The sequence below is a fragment of the Methanomicrobiales archaeon genome (genome assembly GCA_030019205.1).
Lineage (GTDB): Archaea > Halobacteriota > Methanomicrobia > Methanomicrobiales > JACTUA01 > JASEFH01.
On the sequence record JASEFH010000001.1, the window covers coordinates 115,885 to 134,164 of the forward strand.

13 protein-coding genes and 2 tRNA genes are annotated in these 18,280 nt (G+C 59.5%); 5 read left to right on the top strand and 10 right to left on the bottom strand.

The genetic code is table 11. From position 1 onward, the window contains the following. Nucleotides 1–92 precede the first annotated feature (92 nt). From QMC96_00560 to QMC96_00570, 3 genes are all read right to left on the bottom strand, one after another. Nucleotides 93–941, bottom strand: coding sequence for a thiamine pyrophosphate-dependent enzyme (locus QMC96_00560; protein MDI6875249.1), 849 nt, complete (start codon nt 939–941; stop codon nt 93–95). Beyond that, nucleotides 938–2,599, bottom strand: coding sequence for a 2-oxoacid:acceptor oxidoreductase subunit alpha (locus tag QMC96_00565; GenBank protein ID MDI6875250.1), 1,662 nt, complete (start codon nt 2,597–2,599; stop codon nt 938–940). Before QMC96_00565 ends, QMC96_00560 begins: the two co-directional genes overlap by 4 nt. A gap of 617 nt (nt 2,600–3,216) precedes the next feature. Next, the gene (locus tag QMC96_00570; protein ID MDI6875251.1) at nt 3,217–4,806 is read right to left on the bottom strand and encodes an FMN-binding glutamate synthase family protein; all 1,590 of its coding nucleotides are present in this window, start codon (nt 4,804–4,806) and stop codon (nt 3,217–3,219) included. Between the two features lie 235 nt (nt 4,807–5,041). Here QMC96_00570 and QMC96_00575 point away from each other — a divergent pair, with 235 nt between their 5' ends. Then, nucleotides 5,042–5,527 (top strand): hypothetical protein, encoded by a 486-nt coding sequence (locus QMC96_00575; protein MDI6875252.1) that lies wholly within the window; start codon nt 5,042–5,044, stop codon nt 5,525–5,527. 49 nt (nt 5,528–5,576) lie between these two features. Here QMC96_00575 and QMC96_00580 read toward each other — a convergent pair whose 3' ends face one another. Further along, a complete protein-coding gene (locus QMC96_00580; protein ID MDI6875253.1) occupies nt 5,577–6,260 on the bottom strand; it encodes a 2,5-diamino-6-(ribosylamino)-4(3H)-pyrimidinone 5'-phosphate reductase in 684 nt (227 codons plus the stop codon). Between the two features lie 394 nt (nt 6,261–6,654). On the opposite strand from QMC96_00580, the gene QMC96_00585 reads away from it, so the two are divergent. Then, nucleotides 6,655–8,481, top strand: coding sequence for a PAS domain S-box protein (locus tag QMC96_00585; protein ID MDI6875254.1), 1,827 nt, complete (start codon nt 6,655–6,657; stop codon nt 8,479–8,481). Next, complete coding sequence (locus tag QMC96_00590) at nt 8,478–8,867, top strand: response regulator (GenBank protein MDI6875255.1); 390 nt, start codon at nt 8,478–8,480, stop codon at nt 8,865–8,867. Before QMC96_00585 ends, QMC96_00590 begins: the two co-directional genes overlap by 4 nt. A gap of 325 nt (nt 8,868–9,192) precedes the next feature. Here QMC96_00590 and QMC96_00595 read toward each other — a convergent pair. Next, nucleotides 9,193–9,266 (bottom strand) — tRNA-Phe (locus QMC96_00595). A gap of 124 nt (nt 9,267–9,390) precedes the next feature. Here QMC96_00595 and QMC96_00600 point away from each other — a divergent pair. Beyond that, the gene (locus QMC96_00600) at nt 9,391–10,344 is read left to right on the top strand and encodes a phosphoesterase (GenBank protein ID MDI6875256.1); all 954 of its coding nucleotides are present in this window, start codon (nt 9,391–9,393) and stop codon (nt 10,342–10,344) included. Here the strand turns inward: QMC96_00600 and QMC96_00605 are convergent. Further along, on the bottom strand, nt 10,337–11,122 hold the full coding sequence (locus tag QMC96_00605; protein ID MDI6875257.1) for a hypothetical protein: 786 nt from the start codon (nt 11,120–11,122) through the stop codon (nt 10,337–10,339). The genes QMC96_00600 and QMC96_00605 overlap by 8 nt on opposite strands. Nucleotides 11,123–11,165: 43 nt before the next feature. Here QMC96_00605 and metG point away from each other — a divergent pair, with 43 nt between their 5' ends. After that, nucleotides 11,166–13,166, top strand: coding sequence for a methionine--tRNA ligase (metG, locus tag QMC96_00610; protein ID MDI6875258.1), 2,001 nt, complete (start codon nt 11,166–11,168; stop codon nt 13,164–13,166). 185 nt (nt 13,167–13,351) lie between these two features. Here metG and QMC96_00615 read toward each other — a convergent pair whose 3' ends face one another. The 4 genes from QMC96_00615 to QMC96_00630 form a co-directional block, all read right to left on the bottom strand. Further along, a complete protein-coding gene (locus QMC96_00615) occupies nt 13,352–13,648 on the bottom strand; it encodes a Rho termination factor N-terminal domain-containing protein (GenBank protein ID MDI6875259.1) in 297 nt (98 codons plus the stop codon). A gap of 3,346 nt (nt 13,649–16,994) precedes the next feature. Continuing rightward, nucleotides 16,995–17,069 (bottom strand) — tRNA-Arg (locus QMC96_00620). An 81-nt stretch (nt 17,070–17,150) separates the two neighbouring features. Beyond that, nucleotides 17,151–17,546, bottom strand: a complete 396-nt coding sequence (locus QMC96_00625; protein MDI6875260.1) for a DUF473 domain-containing protein — start codon at nt 17,544–17,546, stop codon at nt 17,151–17,153. A 5-nt stretch (nt 17,547–17,551) separates the two neighbouring features. Beyond that, a complete protein-coding gene (locus QMC96_00630; GenBank protein MDI6875261.1) occupies nt 17,552–18,265 on the bottom strand; it encodes a proteasome assembly chaperone family protein in 714 nt (237 codons plus the stop codon). Nucleotides 18,266–18,280: the final 15 nt, after the last annotated feature.

Consider the following 18,280-nt stretch of genomic DNA (forward strand, 5'->3'; position numbering starts at 1 on the left):
AGTATGGAATATAAATGTTGTCCAGACCGCAGGAGGGGACACTTCCCATCATTTTACGGGTCCGGCGGATCACGCCTCCCGTCCCGATCCCTTCAGACCGCACGCGATAGAATCCTGCGTATCTTCTCAACCCGATCGATCGTCCCTCCCCCGGGCCGGAGGAGACGCTCCTCGAATGTGGGGAGAGCAGCCTGATAGAATGTCCCGAGGGCGATCGGTGCGTCGGCGTTGTAATCCCACTCTCGAACCTTCTGCCATGCCTGGCTGTAACTCCCGGGGTCGTGATCGGTGAGATCGTAGACGTGCCGATCGTAGTAGTCATGGATATCGTAATACGTGGCGCAGACCTGCAGTACATCCACGAGGGAGAAACCCCTGTGCCGTATCGCCTGCTTGAAGAGCTCCTTGAGTTGCTGTAGCTTCTTCGTATATCCCCGCGCGATGTAAGTTCCGCCGCTCGCCAGCACCAGCTCCAGAGGGTTGAGAGGCTTCTCAATCGTGCCGCGCGGTGTAGAACGGCCCTTGAACCCCTCGGGCGACGTGGGCGTGTACTGCCCTGTCGTCAACCCGTACACCCGATTGTTATGGACGATCACCGTGATGTCCAGATTCCTCTTGGCAACGAAGAGAAGGTGATCCAACCCTTCCGCATACGCGTCTCCATCACCGGAGAAACAGATCACATGGAGGTCCGGGTTGGCGATCTTGATACCCGAAGCCACGGGAATGGGTCTTCCGTGAATCGCGTAGAAACTGTTGATGTCAAGATAGTCTACAAGTTTCCCGTGGCATCCGATTCCGGCGACGAGCACCACATTCTCGAAGGCCAGACCCTCTCTGTTCAGCTCCAGCAGCGCCGATTTCATCATATGCTGGATGGAGAAGTTGCCGCATCCCGGGCACCAGGTGTTTTCGGCTGCCGTAATCAACTGCCGTGTCATGCCAGCACCTCATGCAACCGGGCGAGCAGTTCGTCCAGGGAGAATGGCCTGCCGTCGTACTTGAGGATCTCCGCATCGGTACGGAATCCGAACCTTCGGATGAGCAGGCTCAGCTGCGAGGTGACATTGTTCTCCACGGCGATCAGTCTCTCCACCCCCTCGACCGAGCGCCGGAACGGCTCGGCGGGAAACGGCATGAGGACAACCGGCTGGACCATGCGTATCCCGAGCGTTTCCGCGGCTTCGCGGCAGACTCCGCTGTTGGAACCCCAGCAGAGAAGGGCTGTGGCGGATTCCTGGTCTCCCTGCACTTTCACCTGTTCGTACGTCCGAAGATCCGCTGCGAGGCTCTCTTCCTTGCGCAGGAACTTCTCCTGCATCCGTCGGACCATCTCCTCGTTTTCGGTGGTGATCCCTCCCGGATCGTGGAAGTAACTGTTCACCTTGATGGTCTGCCCCTTCTCCGGCGCAAATGCCAGAGGCGAGACTCCGGATGCCGTTATCGCGTAGCGGTTATAGGGCCCCTGCCGATCCCAGAGAGGGGGCTCTTCAGGGTTCACTTGGGGGACCAGCTCGGAGTCGAATGTATATATGCCCTCGGCAAGGTGCTTGTCGGTGAGCACGAATGCCGGCACCTGGAACTTCCAAGCCATGTTCAGGGCCACGCCGCCCCAGAAATAGGCCTCGTCTGCATCTCCGGGTGCAACGATGAATCTGGGAAATTCCCCCTGGCCGGCGTGCATGACGAAGAAGAGGTCGCCCTGCGCCGTGTAGGTGGGAAGGCCCGTGCTCGGTCCTGTCCGCTGGCCCATCACGATCACGATGGGAAGTTCCGCCTGCCCGGCCAGGGATAGCCCCTCTGTCATCAGGCAAAAACCACCCCCCGAGGTCCCAACGGCCACCCGCTCCCCCATGTAGGAGCAGCCGAGCGCCATCAGCATGACCGCAATCTCGTTCTCGGGGTGCACAACCTTCAGTGCGAACTCGTCTGCCACCGCGGCAAGGTAGGTGAGGAGGCTGGTGCTCGGGGTCATCGGGTAGGCAATATAGGCGGAGAGACCGCTCTTCAGGAATCCCAGGGCGATGGCCTCGTTGCCGGAGATCATGGGAAGGCCTGCCCCATTTTTTATCGCCAGGGGTGCTGCGCTCCGGGAGGCATCGTAGCCTCTCCTAGCCATGGCGAGATTGATCTCGAGACTCTTCGGGATCGTCCTCCTGAACAGGTCCTCCAGGATCTTCCAGGGAATGCCTGCAGCCCGCGAGAACGCCCCGATAATTCCAGAGTTCCGGGTTATGGGAGGTGCATTCTCCTCCTTCACCATGTGAAAGAGATCGATCCCGATTCCGTCCTTTGGCAGGGTTTTTACAGCGTTGGAGTCGTAGATGATCGTCGTCGTCTCCTTGATGCGGCGCCTGTGCAGGTCGATGCAGTCCTGGTTGAGGGCCAGAAGATAGTCGACCCGGTCGCGGTGACATGATATTCGACGATCTGCACCCCGAACGATGGCAAAATTATGTCCGCCCCGGATGAGGGACGGGTAATCGTAGTACATATAGGGATGGTAGCCGAGCTGGTTCAGGAGGCGAGCGATGCTGAGGCCTGCGAGGTTGATCCCTTCACCTGCCCGTCCGCCGATGAGGATCGACACGTCCTGCATGGTATCTCACGGGAATGGGCGCGGCGATATATATACGTCTCGGTATCTCCTCCGTACGAGAGCTCCCGTCCCCATGGCCCCTCCTATCAGTCATTTCGCCTCCCGGGAGCGTGGGGTCGGGAAGCCCTGCATCAGCGGACGAGCCGGGAGATGTCGCCTCGTCGATTGATTCGTACCCTGGATGCGCGGATCGTTGTCGGAGAGGTCTATCAGGAGACGGGTTCCGACCCCGGCGAAGATGGTCCCGATGACCCTGTTCGGTCTCTCCAGCCGCTTCCGCCGGGCGTGAATGGGGGCAGACGAGAGGATCGGCGTGGCAAAGAGATCGTTGATGGGAATGAATCCCGTGTCATTCCGGACGCAATAGTATGTGTTCCGGGGATCCTCGAGGAGAACGAGCTTGATCGGTACACGTTGCAGACACAGCGAGGAGCGCGAATCCCGGTTTGATCTCCCGGTCCGTCACTTCCGGCGCATTCTGTCTGTTCCCCATTGCCGTGCGTCCGTGCTGCTCGCGGCTGATGAGATGCGGTATTGCCCGCCCCCCTCCCTGCAGCCCCGTTCCGAAATTCGGTCAAAAAGAGATACGAAGAATGGTTCTTTCTGCCCTCTGCCTGTCAGAGATCGAGTATGGTCTCCGCCTCGTCTCTATAGGCGTCCATCACGTAGGGGATACCGGACACTCTGGCTGCATCCTCGGTGAGGGCCATCAGATCTTTGCGCCCCACGGTCTTGAGGCTGAAGTTCCTGCTGCCTGCCATCAGCTGCTGCAGGCCGATCCGGAATCTCTGGGTATAGGTGTAGATGCCGATCGCACCGGTCGGTATCTCCTGCATGCGAGCTCCATATCTGGCCTTCAGCTCCTCGTAGGTGATGAAGATCTCGTTCGGGGTCGTGCCGTACTTGGAGACCGTCTTGGGCAGGTCGCCTTGCTTGATCCACTCCCCGATGTTCTTCCCGACCATACCGGGGATCATGAGGCCTCTGCCCATGCATACGGCCTTCACATAGGGGCTGCCCATCGCAATGGCTTTGAATACATTGGCCTCGTCGGAGAACCCCCCTGCCATCGCGATATCCGGTACACGCACCCCTCTCCTGCGCAGCCGCTCGCAGAACTCGTAGGCGAGCGCCTGGATGTAGAAGGTCGGGATACCCCACTCGTTCATCATGGGCCACGGGCTCATGCCGGTGCCTCCCGGAGCGCCATCGATGGTGAGCAGATCGATCTTGGCTTCCGCACCGAAGCGAAGGGCCATCGCCAGTTCGACCATGGAGTAGGCACCCGTCTTCAGGGTGACGCGCTTGAACCCGATATCCCGCAGGCGGTCGACCTCCTCCAGGAACCCCTCGTGGGTCACGAAACCAAGCCTTGAATGCCGTTCGAACTCGTCGATTCCTCCTCCTTTGAACGCCTTCTGTATCTCAGGCCGTTCGGGATCGGGCAGGACGATATACCCCCTCCTCTTCAGCTCCAGCGCCCGCTCGAGGGACGGGACCTTGATCTCGCCTCCAATGCATTTGGCCCCCTGCCCCCACTTCAGTTCGATCGTGTCCAAATTGTGCTTGGAGGCGACGTATTCGGCAGTGCCCAGGCGTGTATCCTCCACATTCAACTGAACCAGGATCTCGCCGTATCCCTGATGGAACTTACGGTAGATCTCGATCCTCCGGTCCATCTCCGGCGAATTCACCACTTTCCCTTTATTGTCCAGCTGCAGGTCGGGATCGACGCCGCAGACGTTCTCCCCGCATACCAGTGTGATGCCCGAGATCGCCGCGCCGATGGCAAAGTGCTCCCAGTTCTTCCGCGCAATCTCCGTCGAACCCAGCGCTCCTGTGAAGATCGGCACCCGCAACGTTACTTTTCTGTCCCATCCGTACTCCGTCTCCGTATTTACGTTGTGGAAGACGGCAGAATCCGGCCCGATCTCAGTGCCCTCCGGCAGCCCCTTCGCCCCGACGGCGTACCCCTGGATGTTCAGGTGGGAGTAGTCTATGGGATAGTTCTTGTCAGCGCCAGCGGTCATCCCTCCGAACGGGGAAGGGTACAGGACTTCGCGCCCCCGGAACGAGGAGAGCCAGATATCGCAGCCTCCCTTGCACCCGTCCATGCAGCGGGTGCAGATCCCCGACATCGGAACGACATCGCGGGACCGGTTGAATGTTCCCAGTGCTTCGTTGGCATTGGGCTGTCTCAAGTTCATGTCTAAAATGTTTCCTTCCAGGAATCATTAATATTTGGAAATATTTTTTAAAGAAGATCCTGTACGTGGATCCGGTCGTCAGCCGGACTGGAAGACGGCAGGATCGGTGGCATGGGTGCGTGCCGGTATTGAAGGATGGACTTGGCCATCTTACGGTGGATATCCCTCTGCATCGCGATTGCACCTCACTCTGCGAGTCGGAATACTCAAATACCGGAGGGAACCACCTTGCCATATGAACGCCAGATTGCTCATACCTCTTCTCGTCATGCTGGGGATCCTGGCGATGGCAGCGGCGTGCACGACGGCGCCCGATGGAACTCCCACGACCACCACGACCCCGCCGGCGACGGCGGTCCCGGGAACCGCCACGCAGACGCCGGGTGCATCCCTCTCACCGGGACCGACGGAGACGCTGCCGGGTCCGAAGATGGTGGCCTTCCAGATCGATAAAAACCCGATCCCGGTAACGCCGGTTGTTACGGTCACCTTCAATGGGGGGCTTGGACAGGCAGACCTGACACGCATAGTCATCAAATTCACCAGTGCAGAAGGCAGAGTCGAGGAGAAAACCCTTCTCAAGAATCAGATAAGGAGCGGAGAGAGAGTGGAATTCCAGGGCACGACCGGAACCGACCGCGTCGAGATCCGGGTCAGTTACACTGACGGCAGCACGTATAAAGTGGTGGATCAGCTGGTGCCGTTCCAGACGCGACGGTGAGAAATCCGCACACCCTCCTTTTCCGTTTGCCGGGGGCATCCCTGCGCTCTTACGCGGACCGATCAACGCGCCAGTGGATGAGGACCCCCCCGTCCAGTCTCTGAAGGCTCTCCAGGTTCAGGCGCGGGAACGCGCTCTCGCTGGAGAACCCTGCCCCCTCTGCAGGAGTCGGGGCATCCCGGCCCCCGATTATGACGTTCCCGACGAAAGAGTACATCTCGTCGACGAGATCCCGCTGGAAGAGGGACCAGATCAGGGTCCCGCCTCCCTCCACCATCAACCGACGAACCCCCATCGTGTGCAGCTCCTGCATCAGGAGGGCGAGATCCACCTCGGAGGCGCCTGCCCTGACGACAGTTGCGTATCTCTCAATCGCATCGACCCTCTCCATCGGGGCGCCCAGGGATACGGCTACGACACGCCTTCCTTCGCCTTTATGCAGAATCTCGGCATTCAGGGGAGTTCGGGCGTGACTGTCGACCACAACACGGATTGGATGGGGATCCTGACCCCTGTCGATCCGCTGCTGCACGAGTTCGGGGCTTTTTACCGTAAGGGAAGGATCATCCGCAAGAACGGTGCCGATGCCCACCATGACGGCATCGCTTCCCGCCTTCATCCGGTCGACCCGTTCCCGGTCGCCGCGTCCTGAGATCCGCACCTGCCGCCGCTCAAAGGTTGAGATCTTGCCGTCTGCACTCATCGCGAAGTTCACTGTAACGTACGGGCGCATCATGTATCTGTGTGCCGTGATCCCTTTATTACTCCTTCCTTTCTTGGCCTGTCCCTCCAGCAGACGCGGATGCGCGTGGGGGGCATCGGCGGGGTGCACCTATTCTTTTCCCGATGCGATGGGCCTTCTATCGGCGATCCCCTCGCATGCATGTACGGCAAGAGAGCCGAGCGCCCCATGAATCCGCATCCATCGGCAGATCGCATATGGGTATGCCGCACGGGCAGCGACGGGGCGGTAGCGACAGCCGAACGAGGGAATTCCCGGATTGACCGACGGCAACAGTCCAATGTACAGGATAAATATCTTTATTTTCCTAAAAATCTTTCTTATAATTAAATAGAAAAAATAGCAATATTTTTATGCTAATTTTGGAATAACTACTATCACCGGCATGTTCCTGGAAGATGCATATCCGCGGTTGAAGCGTCATCTCGATCTGGACGAGAGCGATCTCGTCAGACTCTGGGTGATTCTTGCCTTCATCATCATCGCCCTCTGTGCAACGGTATATTCTTTCGATATCTCCGCTGGCAATCCCAATCCCTACTTCGTCTACCTCTTTCCCCAGCTCTATTACATTCCTATCGTGCTCGTATCGATCTGGTACCCCCGGTTTGGTCTCCAGGCAACCATTCTTCTCGTGGCTGCGTTATTAACGATCAGCGCATACTTCTCTCTCATTGGGACGGCGGTGGATCCGATCACTTTCACGCTGAATGCGGCCCTCTACATCTGGGTGGTGGCGGCAACCACCCTGCTCGCCCGCGATGGGGATCTATTCTCTTCCAGGTACCGAAGACTCTATGACAATGCAGCGGCCGGCATCGTTCTGTTCGATATCCAGAAAGGCAGCATTCTCGAGGCAAACCGTACACTCGCAGAACGACTGGGCTATACTCTCCGCGAGCTGAAGGCGCTACCGGTTGCTGCACTATGGGCTGAACCCGCCCAGAGAGAGAGCCTGTTCGAGCGTCTGCGAGCCGGGTTTCCTGTCGTGAATCGCGAAGCCCGGTTCGCCTCAAAGTCTGGGGATTTACTCGATTTCTTGATTTCCTGCAGGGAAATCGAATTTGAGAAGGTATTTGAAGCTACATTCATAGATATTAGTGCTTTGAAGGGTCTGGAGTCTGCAATCGGGAATTCCAGGAAGCATTTCGAGAAGATCGTGGGTCATTCCCGCGACCTGAACTTTTTACAGGAGCTGGACGGCACCTACCGTCAGGTGCACTGGAAGGCCGCAGACGCATACGGCATCGGGATCCAGGGCCTCATCGGGAGGTCGCCCTACGACTTCCTGACAAAAGAAGAGGCGGACAGGTACATGGAGCGCGTGGAGGAGGTGCGGAGGTCGAGGAGAAGCGTCGAGTGGGAGATGCCGATAACGCTCAACGGACGGGAGCATACATTCTCCACTACCCTGACGCCTCTGTTCGACGATGCCGGTGCTGTGGTCGGAATCATGGGTTCGTGTCGGGACGTTACGGAGGAGACGGGGGAGAACCTGGCACGGATCCAGCTGGAACGCGAGATCAGGCACCGCAGGGATTTCATCACCACTGCCGCCCATGAACTTCGGACGCCGCTCCAGCCCATCCTCGGTTACCTCCACCTGCTCCTGGATGAGCCGGACCTCTACTCTCTGAACGAAGAGACCACACGCATTTTGCGTCTCTGCCTCGAGAATGTCGAACGCGAGCGGCGCATCGTGGATCGCATGCTGGAACTCTCGATCCTCTACAATGGGAGACTCCAGCTGGATCGCGGGGAGATACGCCTGTTCGATCTGGTGAGTTCGATCATCGCCCGCGGAGGCTATGACAAGGATGCCGCGGTGACCGTTCGGATTCCCCGGGACACAGTGATCGTTGCGGATCCGAACTGCATCTACCAGGCGATCGAGACGCTCGTCTCAAATGCCGTGCGCTATAACACTCCTCCAAAAGCGGTCTCCATCACCTACAGCAGCGACGGCAGGGATCACTGCATCGCTGTAGAGGATAACGGCATCGGCATCGACAAAAAGTCGCTCGGAGCCATATTCAAGCCGTTCTATCTTCCGGACGCTGACAATCTTTCACGCCAGACGAACCGCATGGGTCTGGGACTATCCATCGCGCGCGAGTATATCCGCCTTCATGGCGGCGACATACACGTGCGGAGCCGGATAAACCAGGGAAGCACGTTCACCATCCGCATTCCGAAGGAGGCAGAACGATGAATCGCCGCGTTCTGGTGGTGGATGACGATCTGCCCACCCTGGAGGTGATGGAGCTTATACTCCGCAAGATAGGATGCGAGCCCCTCGTGGCGGACAACGGGATGGATGCCGTGCACCTGATCAAGGCGCACGTGCCGGAGCTGGTTCTCATGGACGTGATGATGTCTCCGATGAACGGCTGGCAGATCCTAGAGACGATGATGCAGGATCCGGAGATGCGGAACGTCCCCGTAATCCTCTTCACCGCGAAACGCCTGGAGGACGAGGAGATATCCCGCTACGGGAGCATGGTCGCCGGTGTTCTGGAGAAACCGATCTCCCCTTCAGAACTGAGAAACGCCCTTCAGATCTTCTTCGACGGACAGAAGATTTCAGGATGGGCGTAGCCCATCCCGCATGCGGTGCGCGGTTCGGAACGGCGCCCGGCATCATCGGGGATGGAGAACGGGCGGGGCATGCCCGCCCCACGGCAGGCATGGGGATCCATTCTCCGCGATCGGCTTGCACCGTTCCGAATGAGCGCCAGACAGACCCTCCGGTTGCCTGTTCCCCGTACAGATGGGATAGCAGGCCCCTTCCGCATGTGCTGTGCAGGAACCGCCCTCGTCGCCCCTCTGGGGATGGTTCCTGCTCCGTCAGAAAGGGACTTCCCTGCCGGCGTACCGGCCGCATGGGGGCCATGGAGGGGCCGGAACAACAGAAAAACGCGAGTGCCTCAGCCCGGATTTGAACCGGGGACAACCAGATCTTCAGTCTGGCGCTCTCCCGAACTGAGCTACTGAGGCAGGAAGACCTGAGGATTATAATAGTACGTGAATCCTAATAAATGATCGGTTTGCACCACGCTGGACGCATCCGAGCAGAGCGGGAAGATTCTGCCGGGATTGGAATTGCAGGCGCAGGTTTGAGATGTCGAGGAGTAAGGAGAAAGAGAGCGGTCTTGAAGATGCCCTCGTCTCCAGGAGGTGCGATGTGGTTCACCTCACGCACAACGATCTGGATGCCGTGGGGGCAGACGCGATTCATCGGATGAGGTACGGGGAGATCTTCACCGTCTTCAGCTCGGTGGGTACCTTCCCGCAGCTCTTCCAGCGGATCGCGGGTGTCGCGGGCAGGGGTCACCTTCTGTCCATATCCGACCTGGGCTACCAGCAGGGGATCGAGAAGGCTGCCGAGAAAGCCGTTTCGAACGGCTGGAGGATCGAGTGGCGGGACCACCATCGCTGGGAAGACGAAGAGGTTCAGCGTATCCGCGGGAAGGTGGGGGTGCTGCATGTCGACACCGAGCTCTGCGCCTGCGGGATTGTGGCACGGGACCTTCTCCCGCACGATGGCAGGGCTCTCGAGGTGGCAGAGGTGGTCTGCGACTACGATCTCTGGAAGAACCGGGATCCGCGGGCCGCCATCCTGGCCCGGGTACTGACAAGGGAGGAGAATCGGGAGTACGTGCGGGATTGTCTGATCCGGGGCATTTTTTCCGACGAACGCATCGAACAGCAGTTCCATGAGATCGACCGCGAGATGCAGGCCATGATCGACAGGAGCATGCGGGACGCCCGGATCTACGAGAACAAATACCGCATCGCGTTCACGCCTCTCTACGGGCATCCGAGCGAGACGGCATACGCTCTCCGAGAACGCTACAGATCCGACATCGAGATCATCGTCTCCCCTTCGGGGCGGTTCTCCATCCGTTCGGTTCCCCCCATCAGCCACCTGATTGCCCGCCAGTTCAGGGGTGGGGGCCATCCCCATGCAGCCGGGGGGAACTTCTCGTTCAATCTGATCGATAGAGCGATCTTCTGGCTGTTCAAACGGACCCGGCACTTCAACCGCCTGGCGAAGGTTGCCAATTCTATCTGATCAGATAGGCCCGGCTGGCAAGATCGTCCCAGTACCTGCCGCAGTCTTCCCGACAATAACCCCCGACCCGGATCCGGTCGATATCCATGACCTCGGCAGCCCGTGAGATGTCTTCCTGCTGCGGATCCAGCAGGACGAGCTGCTGGATGGTATACTCCGCTGCCAGGTCGAGGGCTTCGTCGAGGAGGGAGGGCACGATCGCGATCTGCCGCTGGTGCTCAAGCAGGGATGCGAGCAGTCTGCGATTCGGTTCGGGATGAAAGAATAACACCCTCGGTGCAGAGAGCAGTTCCAGCTCGATCTCGCCGGGATCGTCCGTCAGGATCACGTGACCTGCGATCCCCGCGTCCCGCATCGTTCGCATCAGGTCACCGTATGCCCGTGCCATCCCCTCCTGGAACTCCTCGGAATCATGGAAGTATTCATCTGCGATCGGAAGCATACCTGGCCCCGGTATGGCCAGCCAGGCTCTTTTACAGAGGGTGAGGATCGTTCCGGCATCCATGAGAGCATCCTCCTCGCGGATCTCGGGCTCGCCGCGGAGTTTCCCGTCTTCAATGCCCCCGATGCACTCCAGCAGCCTGTCCGCGTAGAACCGTCCTCCGGCACAGGGGGTGGTGATCCTGGCTTGGAGACGGAGGGAGGTCTCGATCCGATACGTGATGATGTCCCCGGGTCCCTGTTTTCTTCCCGATATCCATCTCGAAAGAGCCGAAATTCCGGGCTCCTCCGCATCGGCGCCGAACGACCGGGTTGCAATCTCGAATATCTTCGCCATCTCGATATCACCTATTTATAGCAACAATACAAAAATTGTAGGGATGATGGATAGTCCGTTGCTGGTGACGTGCGGCCTTCCCTACACAAATGGTCCCTGCCATGTGGGACATCTGCGCACCTATGTGCCTGCCGATTTCTACGTGCGGTTCCTGAGGCATGCGGGGGAGGATGTCGTATTCGTCTGCGGTTCCGACAACCACGGCACCCCGGTGGTGGTGAGCGCCGAGGAGGAGGGGGTTTCGCCGCGGGAGCTCTCCATGCGCTATCACAGGCATTTCCTGGACTGTTTCCAGCGCATGCACGTCGTGTTCGATCATTTCGGCATGACCGATGGCGAGACCAACCATCGGCGCACGCAGGCAATCGTTCAGAGCCTCATCAATAACGGGCATATCTATTCCCAGGTTGTCCAGCAGAGCTACTGTCCGGAGTGTGCACGGTTTCTCCCCGATCGTTATGTGGAGGGGATCTGTCCGCACTGCGGCGTGCCGGCGCGGGGCGACGAGTGCGATATGGGGTGCGGACGGCACCTGGAACCGGGGGAGATCAGGGAACCCCGCTGCAGGGTGTGCGGCACCCTAGCGCTCCTGCAGGAGCAGGAGCATTACTTCTTCCGCCTGAGCGATTTTCACAATTTTCTGCTGGACTACCTCGATACGCTCGAAGGCACGTCAAATGCCCGGAATTATGCCATCGGCTGGGTGAAAGAGGGGCTGCGCGACTGGTGCATCAGCCGCACGCTGGAATGGGGTGTGAAGTTCCCCGGACAGGACGACCTCGTGGTCTACGTCTGGGTGGATGCCCCCATCGGCTACATCTCGTTCACGGAGGAATGGGCGGAGAAGGCAGGGACCGATTGGAAGAAGTACTGGTGCGGAGATGCCCGCGTGACCCATTTCATCGGGAGCGACATCATCTACCACCACTGCGTCTTCTGGCCGGCAATGCTGAAGGGGGCAGGTTACGGTGTCCCTTATGCGGTCGTGGCGAGCGGTATGGTGAAGATCGACGATCAGAAGTTCTCGAAATCCCGCGGTTACGTCGTCTGGACGGATGAGGACTACCTGGATCAGGGGCTTCCCGCCGACTACCTCCGGTATTACCTGCTATCGTATACCAGCCACACAAAAGAGCTGAACTTCTCCTGGAAGGTCTTCCAGGAGCGGATCAATAACGAGGTGGTAGGGACGCTGGGCAATTTCATCCACCGCACGCTCCACTTTGCCCAGAAGTTCTATGGCGGGGTTCCCGAGGGGATGGCGACTCCCGAGGTTCGGGATCAGATCTCTGCGACTCTTGCGAACGCAGAACATGCGATCCGGGAGTATGAGTTCAAGAACGCTGTGGATTCGATCGTCGCCCTGGCCGCCTTCGGAAACAGCTATATCCAGAAGAGCGCCCCCTGGCAGCTGGTGAAGACGGACCCGGAGGCGGCCCGTCGCGTGATTCGGAACTGTCTTCAGCTCGTGAAAGCCCTCGCACTTCTCACCGATCCGATCATGCCCGAGCGGGCGTCCAGGATCTGGAAGATGCTCGGGTACGGGGATGCGGTGACGGGCCACACCTTCCGGGAGGCGCTGGAGGATCTGCCCGTGCAGCAGCTCCCCCGCCCCTCACCAGCGTTTGAGAAAGTGGAGGATGAGAAGGTGACCGCCCTTGAGGCGACTCTGCGGATGCGGGTCGAGAGAGCGAAGGCAAAGGGGGCGAAGGAGGTGCACATGGGGACGGTAACCATCGACGAGTTTGCACGGATGGATCTTCGGGTGGCGCGGGTCCTGACCGTGGAAGAAGTGAAGGGCTCGAATAAGCTCTATGTGATGCAGGTGGATCTCGGCGAGGGTGAAACGCGGCAGATCGTGAGCGGCATCGCTCCGTTCTATGCTCCGGAAGATCTGATGGGGAAGGATGTGGTCGTGATAGCCAACCTGAAACCGTCAAGGATATTCGGTGTGGAGAGCCAAGGCATGCTTCTCGCTGCCGGCGAGGCAGCATCGCTCCTGGTGCCTCTTCGAACCGTGCCCCCCGGAACGAAGATCTGCTGATCCCGGCAAACAACCATAACCCTACGGTGAAAAGGGTTTGCATCCGTGCATGACCGCCCCCTGCATGACTGGCGGGGGGATGGCGAAGTCCATCGAAGTTCGTCGCATCGTCCGCCGATAAAGGTACGGGGGAGCGGTCTCCTGCACGGGAAGCCTCCCCCGAATGTGATTGGAGCAGAACGGCTCTAGCGTCTCTCCCGCAACGCCGCGATCAGCTCGTGCTTGGACATCTTCGATCGTCCGCTGATATCCAGCTCCTTCGCCCGCTCGTACAGGTCCCTCTTGGTCCGGTTCTCGTATCTGCGGGCTTCCTGCGCTTTTTCAATGTTCTCTCTCCGAGCCCGTTGCTGTGCAGGGGTCGGTCCCCCCTCCTCTCGCTCCCTGCCGCCCTGGAACCGCTCTGCTGGAGCGCCCCTCTGCCACTCCTGCCGGGCCTCGTGAATGTGCTCCCGGGCGGACCCGGTGTGCTTCTCTGTCGCCATACAACCCCCTATAAAGGGTGGGATCCTGATAAATGTTATTGCCGATTCCAAACGTTCCCGCCCGGCGCGGAGGAGAATTCCCGAATGGCCCCGGGACATTGAACAGAATGGGCAGGGAACGATGAAAGGCGAACGGAGCCGGTAACGGGAGTTCTCTGCATCGAAACGGAGAGAATCCACGACGGAGTCCGCCCGGCATGCTAGCACCGCCGGCAGGAAGAGGTACTGCCGGTACAGAAGATTGCAGCGATTCAGCCGTGTGAATGCGATGCTGCAGAGGCTGCCGCCCCGTGTCCCGCGTCCTTCAGCGGGGTGCGGTGCCGTCCGCCTTCCCGCGCTCCTGCTGTTGTGACCCCGTGGTGCCGCTTTCGGCTGTAGGTGCCAAACCAATTTTGCATTGTATCAGTTCCATTAATCTGCTTGTTTATGCAATGGATCCCGTACATATTCCGGTTTTGTCAGTTCAGGGGCTTACACAGGTTCATGAACTGTCGAGGCACCTCGATCAATACCGATACCGATCGTGCTTCTGCGTCGGCACGGTTCGGTACTGTTCATCGCTGCTCTGCCGTGCCGGGGTATCGTTTCGGCGAGCAGCAATCGATGCGGCATGCCGGATCCCGTTCCGATCGCGATTGGATGGATCCCGCCCAGCCTGGCAGACGGACACTCCGGTGCGAGACGAGATCCCTGTTCGCAGACGACGCATACATCCGGCAGAAGAAGCGCTCGAGAAGCGTCCGAAGATCACGCGGCAGATCAGGCTGCCGGATATCGATGAGAGAAGGAGTTCTGGACAGAAGATACCGGATACGCTGCCGGCACCGATCGAAGATCGCCGTATCGTCGGTGCGGAGCGCAAGCAACGGAATCAGGGGATGATCCGCTTCCGCCACATGCTCGACAGGGAACAGAAGAGATACCGGCACGTATTTGTTACACCCCGGATGCCTCCCCCTGTCATCGATGCGGATGGCAGAATTCTCGAGGCGAACCGGGCCGCTCCGCCCCTGCTATCGTGTACGCCGGGGGCGTTCGTCGGGAGACTGCTCGATCAGTTCATCGATCCTGATGCGCGTCCGTCGTACCGGGCAGCCCTGAAACGGGCCGCTCGGGGTGATAACCCTGCGAACCGGGAGATCAGCATGCGTACCGCGCAGGAGAAGACGTTTCCAGCCCCGGGCACGGAAGCTGCCGAGTACGAGTTAATTGAGGCGGTAGCCGAACTCCGCTGGATAAGGCGGGATATCTCCGAGCAGAGAGTCGCCGAGGAGGGGCGCCGGCGGGATGCGGCCCTGTTTCATCGGATCCAGGAGGATCTCGAACGGTTTGCACAGGTTACCTCGCACGAACTGCAGGAGCCCATCCGAATCCCTGTCAGCTCCTCGTCCGCCGATACTGCGACAGGTTCACTTCGGGTGCTGCCGAGTTCCGGGGATTCCATCGAGGGCGGGGCAACGCACAGGCAGACGCTGAACAACGATCTCCCGGAGTACTCCCGCGTAATCTCCTGCCGACGGACAGCGAGCAGGTGCTGGAGAGAACCCTCGACAGGATGCGCTCTGCTGTCCTGGACCAGAGGCGGTTGTCACCAACAATCCGTTCCCGCTCGTTCTGGCCGATGGCGCCCAGCTCGAGCAGTTCTTCATTCATCTGCTTGGCAACGCCGTCAAGTTCCGCGGAAATGATCCCGAATGTACACGTCGGTGCCTGTACGGACGATCGCCGCTGGATCTTCTCCGCTGCGTAAATTGGTATCGGCATCGAGCCACATCACTACGACTGCATCTTCGTGATCTTCCCGCGTCTGCACAACCGCACGGCGTATCCTGGCATCGGCATCGGCCTTCTCCTGGCAAAGAGGATCGTCTCGCGCCATGAAGGAAGATGTGGGTGAGATCCGAGTCGGAAAGGAGTCAACATTCTGTTTCACCCTCCCGGTGCATGCGCCGTCCCCCTGTACGGGACGAATGCGCCGTCGCCTGCGCTGCCTGCGGCCTCACTGCGTTCGGAACTCTCCGGATCTTTCTGGATGGACGGGCGGTTCGATATCTTAAGGTCCGCTCTTTCCAGTGCGGCAGAGCGTACCGACCCCGAAGCCCATCAAGCTGGCGCCCCAGATCCGCGATAGGAGGTTCTCGGGCACTGCCCCGTCGGATCCACAGCAGGGATGCCGGTTCCGATCGATGCACAGATCTCATCGGAGGCGCAGGGAGGGTCCGGTACGCGATGGAACTACGTCGTCCGGGTATCCCGTCCTCTCCGCTCCTGCGCGGGACTGGCGGCCTGCCGGGCTCGGTGGGAGTGCGCGTTCATCATATCCGGACGGGTTCGGCTGGTGCCATATCAGCTCCGATTCTCCTGCCCCCTCACATGGGATCGCCCCGGCACGCCCGGGTGAAACGGCCGTATCGTCCCCAGGCGATGCCCGGCGGTTCTCACTGCCCGTTCCATTCGGACCTGTCCCTGGCGGCGCGATGATCCCCGAACTCCGTGCCCCCCAATCGGTATCCGGCAGATCGACGGTAGCCAGCACCACGCTCCCCTGCTCTGCATGATCCTTGTCGGGGCGAGATCCTGACGTCCATTCTGTTCATCGCAACCGTCGGACAAACGAGCAAGGTGCCTTCCCCGACCCGCCGGCGGGCTTGCGCGGCAGTCTCCCTCTCCCGCGTTCGCCCCCCATCAAGATTGTCCGATCGCCATCCTGGAGCGGAGATACGGGCATTCGCAACCACCTGAGGGTGCGAAGGGGCATCCCCTGTGTTTCGGACGGACGAAGCAGAGACACCTGCGGGGTTTCGATCGAGGAGACTCCATCGCTCTCGGGGCGAATTGTGCAGTTGAATCCTGGATGACCGCACAGACGCTATTATCTAAGGGCGGGCGTGCGGCATGCATGCTATCGCACGGGGGGTAGACGATGGCAGAGACGAACGACCATCAGGGGCGGAGAGCCGGCCTGATGAGATAGCCCCTGCGTCTGCCCTGCGAAGAGCATCGGCAATCGCACGAGATCGCTGACGATGCCAGAGGTCTGAACATCTCCCCGGGAGGTCCCGGGACTGGCAGCGGCGCTCGATGCCCGAAGCAGACTGAAATAAGATCTGAAGCGGATCTGGCAGCCGTTATGAGAACCGGAAGAGACGGAACCGGTCTGGCCGGTTCCGTCTCATTTCTACCAGGACCGCCGCCAGAAAGCAGACGGTAATATTACAGCACGGCTAATCCACCTGCGGATCCAGCGAAAATCGGTTTTTCCCTTCTTTGCGACGGGGTTGCGGTGCGCCCGTCTGCTAACCGCGCGGCCCTTCTGCGGCATGTACTGAGAGGAAATTAATAATAGCGGGCCTGGAGGGATTTGAACCCTCGATATCCGGGTTAGAAGCCCGGCGCTATATCCTGGCTAAGCCACAAGCCCCTGAACTGTTCCCTGAACTGTTAATATTCATCGTATGTACTCATTAAATCTTGCAGGCGCCAGGGACCCTGAAAAGAAAGATTATCCTGCATGGTAGCACTCGGACTTCACCACCTCGATAACGGTCGGATTTCCCATCCCCTTGGACTGGATGGACTTGATGATGGATGGACACGCGTACTTCAGCTGCACGCGCGCGGAGGTTCTCTCCCGTTCCTCGATCGAGGAAGAGTGAGAGTACTCCACGACAATCCGCCGCATGCTGACAGAGATGGAGAGGATCTGGGCGAGAATGCCGACATCGCCGGGCGAGAGGTCCTCCATGTCGATGGCGGTCAGAAAGATGAACGAACCTGGTTCCTCACCGGCCAGGGTGATGATATTGTGGGCGCTCTGGAGCTCCAGCGTCCGGGGCCTTCCGGTTCGGAGCGCATCGATGATCGCGGGATTGATCCCTGTAAGTGCTGCACAGCGCATCTGAATCACCCGTACATCGGCAGCTGCTCTTTCTTCTGCAGGGTCTCCGTTCCCTGCACCTGTTCTGCCAGCCGCGCCATCGCCGCTTCGATCTCAGCTGCCTGCTCGATCAGCGGCTGCGTCTCCAGATCCAGGCCGTACATCAGGTTGAGCACCGCGATCGCGGATGCCGCAGCCCTGGGATCGGGGGTGGGCGCCGATTCTCCGAGCAGCCCCACCGCCGGAATCCCCCTTACCTTGCATTCCGTGAGGAGGCTCCCGGCGATACCGGAGATGCTCCCCATGGGGAGGATGATCGTCTTGTCCTCGATCGTCTTCAGGACATCTTCCGTGGTGGCCACGCCGAAGACTCTCTTTTCTGGTTCGTTTGTCACGATGCCCGCAATGGTGACGATCTCTTTCACATCAAACTGCGTGAGCCAGTCGAGAAGCCCGTTTGCCACCTCGTAGCAGATCATGGGGTGTATGGGGATGTCCCCGACGATGGCGGCGAGGTTCCCCTTCTCGTACACCCGCACCGGTACGCTGATGACACCCCGGTTCATCATCACGATCGGCGGGAAGTATTTGCTCGTGACACTCCCGACCTGTTCGAAATCCAGGCGCTCTACCATGTAGGAGAGAGCGATACTGCCCACGAGACCGCTGCCGGGAAACCCTATTATAACGGATTTATCGGAACCCGTGAGAGATCTGGCAGTAATTTTAATATCATTCACAAAATCACCTCAGCG

Bases quoted from the DNA above. Each gene is read 5' to 3' on its own strand.
- QMC96_00580 (MDI6875253.1), bottom strand. From the start codon at position 6,260: ATGCGCCCGTACGTTACAGTGAACTTCGCGATGAGTGCAGACGGCAAG.
- QMC96_00625 (MDI6875260.1), bottom strand. From the start codon at position 17,546: ATGCGCTGTGCAGCACTTACAGGGATCAATCCCGCGATCATCGATGCG.
- QMC96_00605 (MDI6875257.1), bottom strand. From the start codon at position 11,122: ATGGCGAAGATATTCGAGATTGCAACCCGGTCGTTCGGCGCCGATGCG.
- QMC96_00585 (MDI6875254.1), top strand. From the start codon at position 6,655: ATGTTCCTGGAAGATGCATATCCGCGGTTGAAGCGTCATCTCGATCTG.
- metG (MDI6875258.1), top strand. From the start codon at position 11,166: ATGATGGATAGTCCGTTGCTGGTGACGTGCGGCCTTCCCTACACAAAT.
- QMC96_00565 (MDI6875250.1), bottom strand. From the start codon at position 2,599: ATGCAGGACGTGTCGATCCTCATCGGCGGACGGGCAGGTGAAGGGATC.
- QMC96_00570 (MDI6875251.1), bottom strand. From the start codon at position 4,806: ATGAACTTGAGACAGCCCAATGCCAACGAAGCACTGGGAACATTCAAC.
- QMC96_00590 (MDI6875255.1), top strand. From the start codon at position 8,478: ATGAATCGCCGCGTTCTGGTGGTGGATGACGATCTGCCCACCCTGGAG.
- QMC96_00560 (MDI6875249.1), bottom strand. From the start codon at position 941: ATGACACGGCAGTTGATTACGGCAGCCGAAAACACCTGGTGCCCGGGA.
- QMC96_00615 (MDI6875259.1), bottom strand. From the start codon at position 13,648: ATGGCGACAGAGAAGCACACCGGGTCCGCCCGGGAGCACATTCACGAG.
- QMC96_00600 (MDI6875256.1), top strand. From the start codon at position 9,391: ATGTCGAGGAGTAAGGAGAAAGAGAGCGGTCTTGAAGATGCCCTCGTC.
- QMC96_00575 (MDI6875252.1), top strand. From the start codon at position 5,042: ATGAACGCCAGATTGCTCATACCTCTTCTCGTCATGCTGGGGATCCTG.